Origin of the sequence: Burkholderia sp. AU44665 (assembly GCF_030504405.1) — a bacterium.
GTDB lineage: Bacteria > Pseudomonadota > Gammaproteobacteria > Burkholderiales > Burkholderiaceae > Burkholderia > Burkholderia semiarida.
Map to the genome: position 1 here is coordinate 30,227 of NZ_JAUJRI010000011.1, position 15,101 is coordinate 45,327.

Consider the following 15,101-nt stretch of genomic DNA (forward strand, 5'->3'; position numbering starts at 1 on the left):
CGGATTGCGTGAGGGCAAGAAAATGTTCATTTTTTACAAAGACTTGGAACGGTTGAAGTAAAATTCTGGTCTACACGCGGTATGCTTTCATTCTTCTGACGCCAACGGGCGTCGCTCTCATCACAGGTAACTGCCTTGTTGAATTCCCTGCTCGATTTTCTTTCCCACGGGCTCCTGCATTTTTCGTGGTGGCAGGTCGCGTTGTTCGCGCTCGCCGTCACGCACGTCACGATCATCGGTGTGACGGTCTACCTGCACCGCTGCCAGGCGCACCGCGCGCTGGAGCTGCATCCGATCGCGAGCCATTTCTTCCGCCTGTGGCTGTGGATGACCACCGGCATGCTGACCGGCCAGTGGGCCGCGATTCACCGCAAGCATCACGCGAAGTGCGAGACCGAGGAAGATCCGCACAGCCCGCAGACGCGCGGCATCTGGAAGGTGTTCCTCGAGGGCGCCGAGCTGTATCGCGCGGAAGCGAAGAACGAAGAGACGATGCGCAAGTTCAGCCACGGCACGCCGAACGACTGGATCGAACGCAACGTCTACTCGAAGTACCCGATTCTCGGCGTGAGCCTGATGATGGTCATCGACGTCGCGCTGTTCGGCGTGCTCGGTCTGACCGTGTGGGCCGTGCAGATGGTGTGGATTCCGTTCTGGGCGGCGGGCGTCGTCAACGGCTTCGGTCACTTCTGGGGCTATCGCAACTTCAACTCGGCCGACGCGAGCACGAACCTGTTCCCGTGGGGCATCGTGATCGGCGGCGAGGAACTGCACAACAACCACCATACGTTCGCGACGTCGGCGAAGCTGTCGAACAAGTGGTACGAGTTCGACATCGGCTGGATGTACATCCGCATCATGTCGGCATTCGGTCTCGCGAAGGTGAAGAAGGTCGCGCCCACGCCGCGCCTGAACAAGCCGAAGACGGTGCTCGACCAGGAAACGCTGCAGGCCGTGCTGTCGAACCGCTACGAAGTGATGGCGCGCTACGGCAAGGCCGTCAAGCGTGCCTACCGCCAGGAGCTCGCGCACCTGAAGGAACTCGGTTCGAGCGAGAAGTACCAGCTGATGCGCAGCGCGCGCAAGTGGTTCCACAAGGACGCCGACGGCCTCGACGAGCCGCAGAAGAAGCTGCTGCCGGAAATCTTCGCGAACAGCCAGAAGCTGCATACGTACTTCCAGCTGCGCCAGGATCTCGCCGCGATCTGGGACCGTTCGACCGCGTCGCGCGAACAGCTTCTCGCGCAATTACAGGATTGGTGCCATCGCGCAGAACAAAGCGGCATCAAGGCGCTGCAGGAATTCGCGACGCGCCTGCGCCGCTACGCCTGATTCGAAATCGATTAGAATCTCAGGACGTCACAAACCCCGCGTTGGCGGGGTTTTTTCATTTGGGCGGCTCGTTTTTGCAGGATGGCCCAGGCGCCGGAATTGGTGTGAAGTTTGGGCGCCGCGTCAGGGCCGAAAAACCGCTCACACCGACCGCGAAGCATGGGACCCAAGTAAGCGCTAAAGCGCTAACTTGGGTCGACAGGAGATATGGAGATGCAATCGACGATCAAATCCGTCGAGTACGACCGGCCGGTGTCGGCAGGCACCGTCTGTAGCGTCGGGCAAGCATGGGCCAAGGTGCCCGATGCGCCGTCCGCCGAGGAGCGCGCTGCGCTGAAGGCGCGCATCAAGGCATTGCTCACCCGTGAAAAGGCCGTGCTCGTCGCCCACTACTACGTGGATGCCGAACTGCAGGAACTGGCCGACGAAACGGGCGGCTGCGTGGCGGATTCGCTCGAAATGGCCCGCTTCGGCCGCGATCACGACGCGCAGACGCTGGTCGTCGCCGGCGTGCGCTTCATGGGCGAGACCGCGAAGATCCTGAGCCCGAACAAGCGAATCCTGATGCCCGATCTCGACGCGACCTGTTCGCTCGACCTCGGCTGCCCGGTCGACGAATTCTCGGCGTTCTGCGATGCGCATCCGGACCGTACCGTGGTCGTCTACGCGAACACCAGCGCGGCCGTGAAGGCGCGCGCGGACTGGATGGTCACGTCGTCCATCGGCCTCGAGATCGTGACCGACCTGCACGCGCGCGGCGAAAAGATCATCTGGGCGCCGGACCGCCATCTCGGCAGCTATATCCAGAAGAAAACCGGCGCCGACATGCTGCTGTGGCAGGGCTCGTGCCTCGTCCACGACGAGTTCAAGGGCATCGAGCTCGACCTGCTGCGCGCCGAATATCCGGACGCGAAGGTGCTCGTGCATCCGGAATCGCCGGAAAACGTCGTCGCGCAGGCCGACGTCGTCGGCTCGACCACGCAGCTGATCGACGCGGCCGTCAAGTTCGACGCGAAGCGCTTCATCGTCGCGACCGACCTCGGCATCCTGCACAAGATGCAGCTTGCCGCGCCCGGCAAGACTTTCATCGCCGCGCCGACGGCCGGCAACAGCGCGACCTGCAAGAGCTGCGCGCACTGCCCGTGGATGGCGATGAACGGCCTCGCGAACCTCGCCGACGTGCTCGAGCGCGGTCACAACGAGATCTTCGTCGATCCCGCGATCGGCGAACGCGCGCGCTTGCCGATCGACCGGATGCTCGAATTCGCGGCCGCGCACAAGAAGCGCGTGCAGGCGAGCGGCGACCTGCAGCGCGACCAGCAGCTGTTCGCGAACGTGGGGGCCGCATGAGCAACGCCGTCTCCCCGCTGTTCGACGCCGTCCGCGCCCAATACGGGGCGGCATTCGACGAAGCGATCGCGCGCAACGTGGCCGACGCGATCGCCGAGGACGTCGGTGCCGGCGACCAGACCGGGCGGCTCGTGCCGGCCGGCGAGCGCCGCCGTGCGCGGATCATCGTGCGCGAGGAAGCCGTGCTGTGCGGCGTGCCGTGGTTCGAGGCCGTGATCGCGCGGATCGATCCGTCGATCGTCGTGCAATGGCGCTATCGCGAAGGCGACCGGATGATGCCCGATTCGGCCGTGTGCGAACTCGAGGGGCCGGCGCGCGCGTTGCTGACGGCCGAGCGCAACGGGCTGAACTTCCTGCAGTTGCTGTCGGGCGTCGCGACGGCGACGCGCCGTTACGTCGATCGTGTCGAAGGTACGCGCGCGAAGATCCTCGATACGCGCAAGACGCTGCCGGGGCTGCGGCTCGCGCAGAAGTACGCGGTCCGGGTGGGCGGCGGCGAGAACCAGCGTCTCGCGCTGTACGACGGCATCCTGATCAAGGAGAACCACATCGCGGCGGCAGGCGGCGTCGGTGAAGCCCTCGATGCGGCGTTCGCGCTCGAATCGGGCGTGCCGGTGCAGATCGAAGTCGAGACGCTTGCGCAGCTCGACACGGCACTCGCGCATGGCGCGCAATCGGTGCTGCTCGACAACTTCACGCTGGACATGATGCGCGAAGCGGTACGCGTCGCGGCCGGCAAGGCCGTGCTCGAAGTGTCCGGCGGCGTCAATTTCGATACGGTGCGCACGTTCGCGGAGACGGGCGTCGATCGCATCTCGATCGGCGCGCTGACGAAGGACGTGCGGGCGACGGACTATTCGATGCGGATCGTCGACTGACCGATTCGCGTCCGATCGGACAAAAAGGCCGTTGGCGCGCAAACGCCCACGGCCTTTTTCTTGTGCGGGCGCAGCCGGGAAGGGCGGCGCGCCGCTTAGCGGCGCGAGCGCGGCGTGAGCACGCTCGGCAACGCCTTCGGCAGCGTATGCGGCCAGTCGCGGCTGTAGTGCAGCCCGCGGCTTTCGCGGCGCGAGTACGCGCTCTTCACGATCAGCGTTGCCACGTCGACGAGGTTGCGCAGTTCGAGCAGATCGCGCGTCACGCGGAAGTTCGCGTAGTACTCGTGGATTTCGTCGCGCAGCAGCGACAGCCGGTGCTTCGCGCGTTCGAGGCGCTTGTCGGTGCGCACGATGCCGACGTAGTTCCACATCAGGCGGCGCAGTTCGTCCCAGTTGTGCGCCACGACGACTTCCTCGTCCGCGTCCGACACGCGGCTTTCGTCCCAGGCGGGCAGCGCGGCCGGCGTGTCGGCGTCGAAGCCGGCGGCCTCGATCGCCCCGGCTGCCGCGCGGCCGATCACGAGACATTCGAGCAGCGAGTTGCTCGCGAGCCGGTTCGCGCCGTGCAGCCCCGTGTACGACGTTTCGCCGACCGCATACAGGCCGGCGAGATCGGTGCGGCCGGCGAGATCGGTGACGACGCCGCCGCACGTATAGTGCGCGGCCGGCACGACGGGGATCGGCTGTTTCGCGATGTCGATGCCGAATTCGAGGCAGCGCGCATGGATCGTCGGGAAGTGCTCGCGCAGGAATGCTTCCGGCTGATGGCTGATGTCGAGATACACGCAGTCGATCCCGCGCTTCTTGATCTCGAAGTCGATCGCGCGTGCGACGATGTCGCGCGGCGCGAGTTCGGCGCGTGGATCGTGCGAGGGCATGAAGCGCGTACCGTCGGGCAGCTTCAGCAGGCCGCCTTCGCCGCGCACGGCTTCCGAAATCAGGAACGATTTCGCGTACGGATGGAACAGGCAGGTGGGGTGGAACTGGATGAATTCCATGTTCGACACGCGGCAGCCGGCACGCCATGCCATCGCGATGCCGTCGCCGGTCGCGGTATCGGGGTTCGTCGTGTACAGGTAGACCTTGCCCGCGCCACCGGTGGCGAGCACCGTGTGCGGCGCCTCGATCGTGATCGTGCGGTCGTTGTCGACGTCGAGCGCATACAGGCCGTGACAGCGGCGGCCGGGCAGCCCGAGCCGGTCCGACGTGATCAGGTCGATCGCGTGGTGGTTTTCGAGGAACGTGATGTTCGGATGCCGGCGCGCCCGCTCCGACAGTGTCGCGAGCACCGCATGGCCGGTCGCATCGGCCGCATGGATGATCCGGCGGTGGCTGTGACCGCCTTCGCGCGTCAGGTGAAAGCCGAGTTCGGCCGCGTCGTCCTTCGTGAACGGCACGCCTTGCGAGATCAGCCATTCGATCGCTTCGCGGCCGTGCTCGACGATGTAGCGCGTCGCGCCTTCGTCGCACAGGCCGCCGCCGGCGACCAGCGTGTCGTCGACGTGGTTCTCGATGCTGTCCGCCGAGTCGAGGACCGCCGCGATGCCGCCCTGCGCGTTATCGCTCGCCCCCTCCATCATCGAACGTTTCGCGATCAGCGCGACACGTCGCGTGCTGGCCAGATTGAGTGCGACCGACAGCCCTGCCAGGCCGCTGCCGACGATCGCCACGTCGAATTTCATGCTGCATCTCCATCGTTACGCTTTTTGATCTTGCGTTCCGTCGGCTGTCGCCGCGGAAAGGGGAGAGCATACCGCGTCGGGGGCCCGCGCGTGCGCAAAACAAAAAGCCCCGCATGTGCGGGGCTTTTCGGTCACCGTCAAGCTGGCAGAAACCGGAGATTACTTGATCTTGGTTTCTTTGTATTCCACATGCTTGCGGACGACGGGATCGAACTTCTTGATCGCCATCTTTTCCGGCATGTTGCGCTTGTTCTTCGTGGTCGTGTAGAAGTGACCCGTACCAGCGGTCGACTCGAGCTTGATCTTGTCGCGGGCGCCTTTTGCCATGATTGTGCTCCTTGGGCTTAGGCTTCGCCGCGTGCGCGCAGGTCAGCGAGCACGGAATCGATGCCGTTCTTGTCGATCAGGCGCAGGCCGGCGTTCGAGACGCGCAGACGCACCCAGCGGTTTTCGCTCTCCACCCAGAACCGGCGGTTTTGCAGGTTCGGCAGGAAGCGGCGCTTCGTCTTGTTGTTGGCGTGGGAAACGTTGTTGCCGCTCATCGGCGCTTTCCCAGTTACTTGGCATACGCGTGCCATGAGAGCACTCCTAATACGCTAAATTCGGGGTTCGATCGCCGGTGAAGGTTCCATCGCACCGCCACGTGATCCATGGCTGCACTCAGAACGCCGTAGCCCTTACAGACAAGGCCCTTCGATGGCTAGAACTGGTTGGAAAAAAGACAGACGGCGATTCTAGCAGAAAAAGTTCAGAAAAATCAAACCTAATTTCGCTTCGCCGTTGCGGCGCCCTGGGACGGGCTGCCGCGCCACAGTCTACAGCCAACCGGCCCGCGCGAACGAGAAAGTATCGCTGACGCCGACGACGACGTGATCGAGCAGCCGCACGTCGACGAGCTCGAGCGCGTCTTTCAGCACGCGCGTCAGGCGGCGGTCTTCCGCGCTCGGCTGCACCGCGCCCGACGGATGGTTGTGCGCGACGATCAGCGCCGCGGCGTTCTGTTGCATCGCGCGGCGCACGATCTCGCGCGGATAGACGGCCATCCGCGTGAGCGAGCCGCGCGCGAGTTCCTCCATGTCGATCATGCGGTTGCGGGCGTCCAGATAGACCGCGACGAATACTTCGTGCGGGAGCGTGCCGATCTTCATTCGCAGGCAATCCTCGACGGCGCCGGGCGAATCGATCTGCATGCCGTCCCGTGCCTTCTCCTCCAGCATGCGCCGGGCGATCTCGGTGACCGCGACCAGCCGCGCGGAGCGCGCGGGGCCGATGCCGGGGTGCGCCTCGAAATCGTCGGCGCCCGCTTCGAGCAATCCGCGCAGCGACTTGTACTGCTTGATCAGATCGCGGGCGATGACGAATACGTCGTGACCGGGCTTGCCGGTGCCGAGCAGCAGCGCGATCAGTTCGTCGTCGGTCAGCGCGGCCGGCCCGCGCTCCAGCAGCCGCTCGCGCGGCCGCTCCGGCCGCCAGTCGCCCGGCCGGCGCCTGCGCCGGTTGATCGGGATGACGCGGGCGGGCGGATCGGCCGGTGCATCGGTGGTGTCGCGGCATTCGGCCGACGGCAGGATGAGGCGGGGTGACAGCATGGTCTGAACTCCATTGGCGGCGGGCGGCGTGCGCGACGTCGTCGCACTTTCCGCCTTGCACGCTCAGGTGACTTACAATATTGGCTTTGCGCCGGGCCATTCGGCCGTAGCGGGCGCCGACCGAACGAGTAATTCATGAGCCTCATCGATCTATCCGAAGTGAAGCCCGGTTCCCACGTCACGTTGCATTACCGGCTGGCACTGGCCGACGGCGCCGACATCGTCAACACCTTCTCGGACAAGCCGGCCACGCTGTTGCTGGGCGCGGGGCAACTGGCGCCGTCGCTGGAACAGATTCTGCTCGGGCTCAGGGTCGGCGACCACTCGACTTTTCAGCTAGCGCCCGATCAGGGGTTCGGCCCCCGCAATCCCGACATGCTTCAGCGCGTGACGCTGTCGACGCTGCGCGAGAACGGGATGGTCGGCGACGATTTCACGCCGGGCGAGCTCATCGAGTTCAACGCACCGGATGGCGGCCGCTACGCGGGGGTGCTGAAGGAAGTCGGCGAGACCTCGGCGCTGTTCGACTTCAATCATCCGCTCGCGGGCCAGGCGCTCACGTTCGAAGTGAAAATCATCGGAATCCTGTAATCATGAGTACCACCGATACGCTGTCCGCGCAGACCGTTGCCGCCGACGCCGAAATCCTGCTGGCCCAGCCGCGCGGTTTCTGCGCGGGCGTCGACCGCGCGATCGAGATCGTCGAGCGCGCCATCGCGATGCACGGTGCGCCGATCTACGTGCGTCACGAAATCGTCCACAACAAGTACGTGGTCGAGGATCTGAAGAAGAAGGGCGCGATCTTCGTCGAGGAACTCGAGGAAGTGCCGGCCGGCAACACCGTGATCTTCAGTGCGCACGGCGTGTCGAAAGCCGTGCGCGACGAGGCGGACGTGCGCGGGTTGCGCATTTACGACGCAACCTGCCCGCTCGTCACGAAGGTGCACGTCGAAGTGGCGAAGATGCGCCAGGACGGCGTCGACATCGTCATGATCGGGCACAAGGGCCATCCCGAGGTCGAAGGCACGATGGGCCAGGTCGAGCGGGGCATGCATCTCGTCGAAAGCGTCGAGGACGTGCAGAAGCTCGAGCTCGCCGATCCCGAGCGCATTGCGCTCGTCACGCAGACGACGCTGTCCGTCGACGACGCGGCCGAGATCATCGGCGCGCTGAAGGCGAAGTATCCGAAGATCCGCGAGCCGAAGAAGCAGGACATCTGCTACGCGACGCAGAACCGGCAGGATGCGGTGAAGTTCATGGCGCCGCAGTGCGACGTCGTGATCGTGGTCGGTAGTCCGAACAGCTCGAACTCGAGCCGGCTGCGCGAAGTGGCCGAAAAGCGCGGGGTGGCCGCGTACATGGTCGATGCGCCGGATCAGATCGATCCGGCATGGGTTGCCGGCAAGCGCCGCATCGGCGTGACGGCCGGCGCGTCGGCGCCCGAAGTGCTCGCCCAGGCCGTGATCGCGCGGCTGCGCGAGCTCGGCGTGCGCAACGTCCGCGCACTCGAGGGCATCGAGGAAAACGTGTCGTTTCCGCTGCCGCGCGGGTTGAACCTGCCGCCCGCGGCCTGATCGCCGCATCGCACCCAGCGGAATACCGAAGCGCGCCCGTCGGCGCGCTTTTTTTGTGCCTCGAAATTCACATCGCAACCGTTATTCCCAAGCATGGTGCAACCCGGTTGCTCTGGGCGCGCCCAATCGTGTCTCAAAATTGGTTGCAATGCAGGAAAACCCCATCGAATCAGGATTATTGGCGTCCTATAAATGGAGTTACAATGCGCCCGTTTTCAAGCCGGAATGGCTTTGAAACGGGTTTTGGCAAGGCGCGGGAGACCATTCAATGCATGTGAAGTTGGCTTACGCCGTGTCCGTCGCCGCACCGGTTGCAATGTTTGCCGGCTGCAGCAAAAAGAGCGACGGCGGGGCGGCCAGGGAGGCTGCGGTGTACGCGGCACCGGCGGCCACCGGCGTGCGCGTCGCCGGAACCGGACCTGCGGCGCCATCGGCGCGCCGTATCGCGCAACTGGGCAGGGACAAGGAAAACGGGGCACGTTTGACGATCGAGGAAATCAACACGCATGGCCTGGCGATCGGGCCGGCAGCGGGCATGCAGGTTGTAGCGCGGCAAGTGGCGGGTCCACGGATGGCGGACGATCGCGGCGTTGCCGGTAGCGTGCCGAAGCCATTGTCTCCCCTTCAATTCGATTCGACGAAACAGCGCGCTGCCGCGACCGACCGTGTCGCGGCGCGCAGCCTGGTTCGTACGATGGATTCCGATGCAGTCCTGACGAAAGTCGGGCGCGGCTGTCGCAACGCCTTCCCGGGCGACGCGGCGCGGAATCCGATCCGTCCTGGCGCGATGCTTGCATGGCACTGGACGGGCCAAGGCACGAATGCCGGGAAACCGGATGACGGCCGTCTCGGCATGCTGCCCCACGACTTCAAGGAGGCCACGAACACCGTCCTCGATGTCGTGACGATTTAGCGACGGGACTCATGACGGCACCGGAACAGTGCGGTGCCGTTTTTGTATCCGCTCCGGCGGCAGGTCCGGCCGTACAGGCCGGGCGGCGCGCGCCGGGACGATCCACCCTTACCGGTATCGACTAGTACCCGCAGTGCCGCCGAGAAGGCGCGATTCCTCGCTTACCCGCGGGGCGCAACGTCCTCCGGCAGCACGGGCCAAGGAGCTTTAAATGGATATTTTCGTCCAGCAGGTTCTCAACGGGCTGGTGCTCGGCAGTGTGTACGCCATCATCGCGTTGGGATACACGATGGTGTACGGCATTCTCGGCATCATCAACTTCGCGCACGGCGACGTGCTGATGATCGGCGCGATGGTCGCGCTGTCGGCCATCACCGTGCTGCAGAACCACTTTCCCGGACTCGGCAACGTCGCGACGCTGACGATCGGCCTGGGCATCGCCGCGGTCGTCTGCGCGTTCGTCGGCTTCACGATCGAGCGCGTCGCGTACCGGCCGCTGCGCCGCGCGCCGCGTCTCGCCCCGCTGATCACCGCGATCGGCGTGTCGATCCTGCTGCAGACGGCCGCGATGATCATCTGGTCGCGCAACCCGCTGCCGTTCCCGCAATTGCTGCCGACCGACCCGATCAACGTGATCAAGGCCACCGACACGACGCCCGGCGCCGTGATCTCGGTCACCGAAATCGTGATCATCGCGGTGGCGTTCATCGTGATGGGCGGCCTGCTGCTGCTCGTGCACAAGACCAAGCTCGGCCGCGCGATGCGCGCGATCGCCGAAAGCCCGAATACGGCAAGCCTGATGGGCGTGAACCCGAACTTCGTGATCTCCGCGACGTTCATGATCGGCTCCGCGCTCGCCGCGCTGGCCGGCGTGATGATCGCGTCCGAATACGGCAACGTGCACTTCTACATGGGCTTCATCCCCGGCATGAAGGCGTTTACGGCCGCGGTGCTCGGCGGGATCGGCAACCTCGGCGGCGCGATGGTCGGCGGCGTGCTGCTCGGCCTGATCGAGCAGCTCGGGGCCGGCTACATCGGCAACCTCACGGGCGGCGTGTTCGGCAGCAACTACCAGGACGTGTTCGCCTTCGTCGTGCTGATCATCGTGCTGGTGTTCCGTCCGTCGGGCCTGCTGGGCGAACGTGTCGCGGACCGCGCGTAACGGAAGGGGAGCAAACAACATGACATCCATTCAACCGATCGAATCGTCGACGTCGCTCGTCGAAGAGCGCAACACCGCCAAGACCGTCGTCATCGGCCTGCTCACTGCCGTCCTCGTGATCGCCGCGCCGATCGTGATCGGCTCGGCCGGCGGCAACTACTGGGTCCGCGTGCTCGACTTCGCGATGCTGTACGTGATGCTCGCGCTGGGCCTGAACGTCGTGGTGGGCTTCGCCGGCCTGCTCGACCTCGGCTACATCGCGTTCTACGCGGTGGGCGCCTATACGGCCGCGCTGCTGAGCTCGCCGCACCTGACCTCGCAGTTCGAGTGGATCGCGGCGCTCGCGCCGAACGGGCTGCACGTGCCGTTCCTGATCATCGTGCCGATCGCGATGGCGCTCGCGGCGACCTTCGGGATCCTGCTCGGCGCGCCGACGCTGCGCCTGCGCGGCGACTACCTGGCGATCGTCACGCTCGGCTTCGGTGAAATCGTCCGGATCTTCATGAACAACCTCGACCGTCCGGTGAACATCACCAACGGCCCGAAGGGGATTACGGGCATCGATCCGGTGCACGTCGGCGGCTTCAACCTGTCGCAGACGCACTCGCTGTTCGGCTTCCAGCTGCCGTCGGTGTACATGTACTACTACCTGTTCGTGCTCTGCTCGCTGCTGGTGATCTGGGTGTGTACGCGTCTGCAGCACTCGCGTATCGGCCGCGCGTGGGCCGCGATCCGCGAAGACGAGATCGCCGCGAAGGCGATGGGCATCAACACCCGTAACGTGAAGCTGCTCGCGTTCGCGATGGGCGCGTCGTTCGGCGGCCTGTCGGGCTCGATGTTCGGCGCATTCCAGGGTTTCGTGTCGCCCGAGTCGTTCACGTTCTGGGAATCGATCGTCGTGCTCGCCTGCGTGGTGCTGGGCGGCATGGGCCACATCCCGGGCGTGATCCTGGGTGCGGTGCTGCTCGCGATTTTCCCGGAATTCCTGCGCTCGACGATGAGCCCGCTGCAGCATGCGCTGTTCGGTCATGACATCGTCGATACGGAAGTGATCCGTCAGGCGCTGTACGGCCTCGCGATGGTCATCATCATGCTGTACCGCTCGGAAGGCCTGTGGCCCGCGCCGAAGCATGAGGACAAGATCGCGAAACTGGCGAAGCGCAACAGCAAGAAGCCGGTGCGCGCTTAACCTACGGACAAGGGGATAACCACATGAGCGACAAGCAAATCCGACTGTCCGTCTCGGGCGTGAACAAGCGCTTCGGCGGGCTGCAGGCGCTGTCCGACGTCGGCCTGCAGATCAAGGAAGGCGAGATCTACGGGCTGATCGGCCCGAACGGCGCCGGCAAGACCACGTTCTTCAACGTGATCACGGGCCTCTACACGCCGGACTCCGGCGACTTCAAGCTGGACGGCCAGAACTACACGCCGACGGCCGTGCACCAGGTGGCCAAGGCCGGCATCGCGCGCACGTTCCAGAACATCCGCCTGTTCGGCGGGATGACGGCGCTCGAGAACGTGATGGTGGGCCGCCACGTGCGCACCAAGCACGGGCTGCTCGGCGCGGTGTTCCAGACGCCGGCCGAACGCCAGGAAGAGCGCGAGATCAAGGAACGCGCGATCGAGCTGCTCGACTACGTCGGCGTGCTGCAGTACGCCGACTACACGTCGCGCAACCTGTCGTACGGTCACCAGCGTCGTCTGGAAATCGCCCGTGCACTGGCCACCGACCCGAAGCTGCTCGCGCTCGACGAGCCGGCAGCCGGGATGAACGCGACCGAGAAGGTCGAACTCACGCGCCTGCTCGACAAGATCCGCTCGGACGGCCGCACGATTCTGCTGATCGAGCACGACGTGAAGCTCGTGATGGGGCTGTGCAACCGGATGACGGTGCTCGATTACGGCAAGGTGATCGCCGAGGGTCTGCCGCAGGACGTGCAGAAGAATCCGAAGGTGATTGAGGCATATCTCGGCGCAGGGGTGCACTGATGGCAGCGGCAATGTTGAAAATCAAGGGCTTGCAGGTCAACTACGGCGGCATTCAGGCCGTCAAGGGCGTTGACATGGAAGTCCGTCAGGGCGAGCTCGTGACGCTGATCGGTGCGAACGGCGCCGGCAAGACCACGACGATGAAGGCGATCACGGGCCTGAAGCCGTACTCGGCGGGCGACATCGAGTACGACGGCACGTCGATCAAGGGCATCCCGCCGCACGAGCTGCTCAAGCGCGGCCTGGCGATGGTGCCGGAAGGCCGCGGGATCTTCGCGCGGATGTCGATCATCGAGAACATGCAGATGGGCGCGTACCTGCGCAACGACAACGAGCAGATCAAGAAGGACGTCGACCGGATGTTCGGCTTCTTCCCGCGCCTGAAGGAGCGGGCGACGCAGCTCGCGGGCACGCTGTCGGGCGGCGAGCAGCAGATGCTGGCGATGTCGCGCGCGATTCTGTCGAAGCCGAAGCTGCTGCTGCTCGACGAGCCGTCGATGGGTCTGTCGCCGATCATGGTCGAGAAGATCTTCGAAGTGGTGCGCGAGATCTCGAAGGAGGGCATCACGGTGCTGCTGGTCGAGCAGAACGCACGCCTCGCGCTGCAGGCGGCCGACCGCGGCTACGTGATGGATTCGGGCATGGTCACGATGGAAGGCGACGCGAAGCAGATGCTCGACGATCCGAAGGTGCGCGCCGCGTATCTGGGCGAGTAAGCGATCGAATGAACGGGCCCGGCCGCGCATGGCGCAGCCGGGCTGTCGAAAAGCCGTCACGGGAAACCGTGGCGGTTTTTTTTCGTGTGGCGGGATTCCGATCGTGCCGACCGACGCGCTCGGCGATCCGCTGCCGGACGCGGGGCCGATCGCGCGCCGAATCGCGCCGCGGCCGACGGCGGTCTTACGCGGCCGGCAGCGTCTTGCCGAACGAGATGCGCTCCTCGACGCGATAGCCGAGCGCCGCATAGAAGCGGCATGCGTCGTCGTTGCCGGGCAGCACCTGCAGGTTGATCTTCAGGCAGCCGCGCGCGGCGAGCGCGCGTTCCGCATGCGCGATCAGCGCACGGCCGACGCCGAGCCGGCGCGCGTCGTTCGCGACGCCGAACGAGTAGAGCCAGCCGCGATGTCCGTCGAAACCGGCCATCAGCGTGCCGACGACGCGCGCCCCGCAAGTCGCGACGAAGAACAGTTCCGGCTGCGTCGCGAGCTTCAGCTCGATCGATCGCAGCGGATCGCGGTGCGGCGGCGCACCGGCTTCGTCGTAATGCGGGAACGCGTCGCGCCATACCGCGAGCACGGCATCGGTGTCGGCGCGTTCGAACGGGCGGATCGCGACAGCATCGGCGGCGGCATCCATCGCGGCGGTCTCCTTACAGCGTGTCGAGGATCGACCGCAGCATCGCCATCATCTGGTCGATCTCTTCGGTCGTCACGTTGAGCGCTGGCATGAAGCGCAGCAGGTTCGGCCGTGCGGCGTTCAACAGCAGGCCGTCGGGCTGCATGTCGCGCGCCTTCTCGACGATCTGCGGGCCGATGTCCTTGCCGAGCAGCAGCGCGCGCAGCAGGCCTTCGCCGCGTTCGCCCTCGAAGCCGCGTTCCTCCGACAGCTCGAGCAGCTTGCGCTTCAGATACTCGCCGCGCGCACGCACGCCTTCGAGGAAGCCGGGCGCGACGAGCTGCGAGATCACCGAATAGCCGACCGCCGTCATCAGCGGGTTGCCGTTGTACGTGCCGCCCTGGTCGCCGGCCTCGAATACCGCGACGTCGGCCTTCGACAGCAGCGCGCCGAGCGGTGCGCCGCCGCCGATGCCCTTCGCGAGCGTCATGATGTCCGGCTCGATGCCGGACAGCTCGTACGCGAACAGCGTGCCCGCGCGGCCGCAGCCGCTCTGCACTTCGTCGACGATCAGCAGCAGGTTGTGCTGCTTCGTCAGCGCGCGCAGCGCCTGTATGAATTCGCGCGTCGCCGGGATCACGCCGCCTTCGCCCTGGATTGGCTCGAGCATGACGGCGACGGTCTTGTCGGTGATCAGCTTCTCGACCGAGTTGATGTCGTTCAGCTCGGCCTTCGGGAAGCCCGGCACCTGCGGCGCGTAGATCGTGTCCCAGCCCGGCTTGCCGCTGGCCGACATCGTCGCGAGCGTGCGGCCGTGGAAGCTGTGGTCGAACGTGATGATCTCGTACGCGCCGTTCTTGAACTTGCGGCCCCACTTGCGCGCGAGCTTGATCGCGCCTTCGTTCGCCTCGGCGCCGCTGTTCGTGAAGAACACCTTGTCGAACACGCTGTGCTGCGTGAGCAGGCCCGCGAGCTTCGCCATCGGCTCGTTGTAGAACGCCGGCGACGGGTTCAGCAGCTTTTCGGCCTGCGTCTTCAGCGCCTCGACGATGCCGTCGTTGCAGTGGCCGAGGCTGTTGACGGCCCAGCCCTGGATGAAGTCCAGATAGCGCTTGCCCGTGTGATCGTAGAGCCACGAACCCTTGCCGTGCGTAAACACGATGTCGGGGCGGTTCGTGATGTACATCAGCGAGTCGATCGGGTAATCGTTCAGGGGCATGGCAGCAGACTCCAGCGGGCGTTGAAAGGGAAACGGGCAATAAAAAAGCCACGGAAGGCCGTGGCTGGTGGGTCGAAC

General features: G+C 65.2%; 16 protein-coding genes. 10 read left to right on the top strand and 6 right to left on the bottom strand.

The window, feature by feature from the left end:
* Window positions 1-135: 135 nt before the first annotated feature.
* From QZM15_RS21750 to nadC, 3 genes are all read left to right on the top strand, one after another.
* Window positions 136-1,332: an acyl-CoA desaturase gene (locus QZM15_RS21750; protein WP_059576842.1), complete on the top strand. Its 1,197-nt coding sequence runs from the start codon at window positions 136-138 to the stop codon at window positions 1,330-1,332.
* Between the two features lie 213 nt (window positions 1,333-1,545).
* On the top strand, window positions 1,546-2,682 hold the full coding sequence (nadA, locus tag QZM15_RS21755) for a quinolinate synthase NadA (protein ID WP_302107234.1): 1,137 nt from the start codon (window positions 1,546-1,548) through the stop codon (window positions 2,680-2,682).
* Window positions 2,679-3,560 carry a carboxylating nicotinate-nucleotide diphosphorylase gene (gene nadC, locus QZM15_RS21760; RefSeq protein ID WP_059646218.1) on the top strand — a complete coding sequence of 294 codons (882 nt, stop codon included), beginning with the start codon at window positions 2,679-2,681 and terminating at the stop codon, window positions 3,558-3,560. The genes nadA and nadC overlap by 4 nt, the downstream gene beginning before the upstream one ends.
* Window positions 3,561-3,655: 95 nt before the next feature.
* Here nadC and nadB read toward each other — a convergent pair whose 3' ends face one another.
* From nadB to radC, 4 genes are all read right to left on the bottom strand, one after another.
* Window positions 3,656-5,242, bottom strand: a complete 1,587-nt coding sequence (gene nadB, locus QZM15_RS21765) for an L-aspartate oxidase (protein WP_124861212.1) — start codon at window positions 5,240-5,242, stop codon at window positions 3,656-3,658.
* 159 nt (window positions 5,243-5,401) lie between these two features.
* The gene (gene rpmG, locus QZM15_RS21770; RefSeq protein WP_006478046.1) at window positions 5,402-5,569 is read right to left on the bottom strand and encodes a 50S ribosomal protein L33; all 168 of its coding nucleotides are present in this window, start codon (window positions 5,567-5,569) and stop codon (window positions 5,402-5,404) included.
* A gap of 17 nt (window positions 5,570-5,586) precedes the next feature.
* Window positions 5,587-5,820 carry a 50S ribosomal protein L28 gene (rpmB, locus tag QZM15_RS21775; protein ID WP_004186391.1) on the bottom strand — a complete coding sequence of 78 codons (234 nt, stop codon included), beginning with the start codon at window positions 5,818-5,820 and terminating at the stop codon, window positions 5,587-5,589.
* A 237-nt stretch (window positions 5,821-6,057) separates the two neighbouring features.
* Complete coding sequence (gene radC / locus QZM15_RS21780; protein WP_059646221.1) at window positions 6,058-6,831, bottom strand: DNA repair protein RadC; 774 nt, start codon at window positions 6,829-6,831, stop codon at window positions 6,058-6,060.
* 135 nt (window positions 6,832-6,966) lie between these two features.
* On the opposite strand from radC, the gene QZM15_RS21785 reads away from it, so the two are divergent.
* The 7 genes from QZM15_RS21785 (at window position 6,967) to QZM15_RS21815 (ending at window position 13,185) form a co-directional block, all read left to right on the top strand.
* Window positions 6,967-7,422, top strand: coding sequence for a peptidylprolyl isomerase (locus QZM15_RS21785; RefSeq protein ID WP_034208176.1), 456 nt, complete (start codon window positions 6,967-6,969; stop codon window positions 7,420-7,422).
* 2 nt (window positions 7,423-7,424) lie between these two features.
* Complete coding sequence (gene ispH / locus QZM15_RS21790) at window positions 7,425-8,405, top strand: 4-hydroxy-3-methylbut-2-enyl diphosphate reductase (protein WP_059576830.1); 981 nt, start codon at window positions 7,425-7,427, stop codon at window positions 8,403-8,405.
* 268 nt (window positions 8,406-8,673) lie between these two features.
* On the top strand, window positions 8,674-9,318 hold the full coding sequence (locus QZM15_RS21795) for an amino acid-binding protein (protein ID WP_124861214.1): 645 nt from the start codon (window positions 8,674-8,676) through the stop codon (window positions 9,316-9,318).
* A 211-nt stretch (window positions 9,319-9,529) separates the two neighbouring features.
* Window positions 9,530-10,480 carry a branched-chain amino acid ABC transporter permease gene (locus QZM15_RS21800; protein WP_006478051.1) on the top strand — a complete coding sequence of 317 codons (951 nt, stop codon included), beginning with the start codon at window positions 9,530-9,532 and terminating at the stop codon, window positions 10,478-10,480.
* A gap of 19 nt (window positions 10,481-10,499) precedes the next feature.
* Window positions 10,500-11,669 (top strand): ABC transporter ATP-binding protein, encoded by a 1,170-nt coding sequence (locus tag QZM15_RS21805; protein WP_059576825.1) that lies wholly within the window; start codon window positions 10,500-10,502, stop codon window positions 11,667-11,669.
* Window positions 11,670-11,692: 23 nt separating this feature from the next.
* Window positions 11,693-12,469, top strand: a complete 777-nt coding sequence (locus QZM15_RS21810; RefSeq protein ID WP_059576822.1) for an ABC transporter ATP-binding protein — start codon at window positions 11,693-11,695, stop codon at window positions 12,467-12,469.
* Window positions 12,469-13,185 carry an ABC transporter ATP-binding protein gene (locus tag QZM15_RS21815; protein ID WP_059576820.1) on the top strand — a complete coding sequence of 239 codons (717 nt, stop codon included), beginning with the start codon at window positions 12,469-12,471 and terminating at the stop codon, window positions 13,183-13,185. Before QZM15_RS21810 ends, QZM15_RS21815 begins: the two co-directional genes overlap by 1 nt.
* A gap of 184 nt (window positions 13,186-13,369) precedes the next feature.
* Here the strand turns inward: QZM15_RS21815 and QZM15_RS21820 are convergent, their stop codons facing one another.
* Both QZM15_RS21820 and QZM15_RS21825 read right to left on the bottom strand, forming a co-directional pair.
* Window positions 13,370-13,825 carry a GNAT family acetyltransferase gene (locus QZM15_RS21820; protein WP_059646226.1) on the bottom strand — a complete coding sequence of 152 codons (456 nt, stop codon included), beginning with the start codon at window positions 13,823-13,825 and terminating at the stop codon, window positions 13,370-13,372.
* A gap of 13 nt (window positions 13,826-13,838) precedes the next feature.
* Window positions 13,839-15,023, bottom strand: coding sequence for an acetylornithine transaminase (locus tag QZM15_RS21825; protein ID WP_302107235.1), 1,185 nt, complete (start codon window positions 15,021-15,023; stop codon window positions 13,839-13,841).
* Window positions 15,024-15,101: the final 78 nt, after the last annotated feature.

What these genes read in the sequence shown, in the direction of transcription:
- QZM15_RS21810 (WP_059576822.1), top strand. Translation starts at nt 11,693, where the DNA reads ATGAGCGACAAGCAAATCCGACTGTCCGTCTCGGGCGTGAACAAGCGC.
- nadA (WP_302107234.1), top strand. Translation starts at nt 1,546, where the DNA reads ATGCAATCGACGATCAAATCCGTCGAGTACGACCGGCCGGTGTCGGCA.
- QZM15_RS21815 (WP_059576820.1), top strand. Translation starts at nt 12,469, where the DNA reads ATGGCAGCGGCAATGTTGAAAATCAAGGGCTTGCAGGTCAACTACGGC.
- ispH (WP_059576830.1), top strand. Translation starts at nt 7,425, where the DNA reads ATGAGTACCACCGATACGCTGTCCGCGCAGACCGTTGCCGCCGACGCC.
- QZM15_RS21820 (WP_059646226.1), bottom strand. Translation starts at nt 13,825, where the DNA reads ATGGATGCCGCCGCCGATGCTGTCGCGATCCGCCCGTTCGAACGCGCC.
- radC (WP_059646221.1), bottom strand. Translation starts at nt 6,831, where the DNA reads ATGCTGTCACCCCGCCTCATCCTGCCGTCGGCCGAATGCCGCGACACC.
- QZM15_RS21795 (WP_124861214.1), top strand. Translation starts at nt 8,674, where the DNA reads ATGCATGTGAAGTTGGCTTACGCCGTGTCCGTCGCCGCACCGGTTGCA.
- rpmB (WP_004186391.1), bottom strand. Translation starts at nt 5,820, where the DNA reads ATGGCACGCGTATGCCAAGTAACTGGGAAAGCGCCGATGAGCGGCAAC.
- rpmG (WP_006478046.1), bottom strand. Translation starts at nt 5,569, where the DNA reads ATGGCAAAAGGCGCCCGCGACAAGATCAAGCTCGAGTCGACCGCTGGT.
- QZM15_RS21805 (WP_059576825.1), top strand. Translation starts at nt 10,500, where the DNA reads ATGACATCCATTCAACCGATCGAATCGTCGACGTCGCTCGTCGAAGAG.
- nadC (WP_059646218.1), top strand. Translation starts at nt 2,679, where the DNA reads ATGAGCAACGCCGTCTCCCCGCTGTTCGACGCCGTCCGCGCCCAATAC.
- QZM15_RS21785 (WP_034208176.1), top strand. Translation starts at nt 6,967, where the DNA reads ATGAGCCTCATCGATCTATCCGAAGTGAAGCCCGGTTCCCACGTCACG.
- QZM15_RS21825 (WP_302107235.1), bottom strand. Translation starts at nt 15,023, where the DNA reads ATGCCCCTGAACGATTACCCGATCGACTCGCTGATGTACATCACGAAC.
- QZM15_RS21800 (WP_006478051.1), top strand. Translation starts at nt 9,530, where the DNA reads ATGGATATTTTCGTCCAGCAGGTTCTCAACGGGCTGGTGCTCGGCAGT.
- nadB (WP_124861212.1), bottom strand. Translation starts at nt 5,242, where the DNA reads ATGAAATTCGACGTGGCGATCGTCGGCAGCGGCCTGGCAGGGCTGTCG.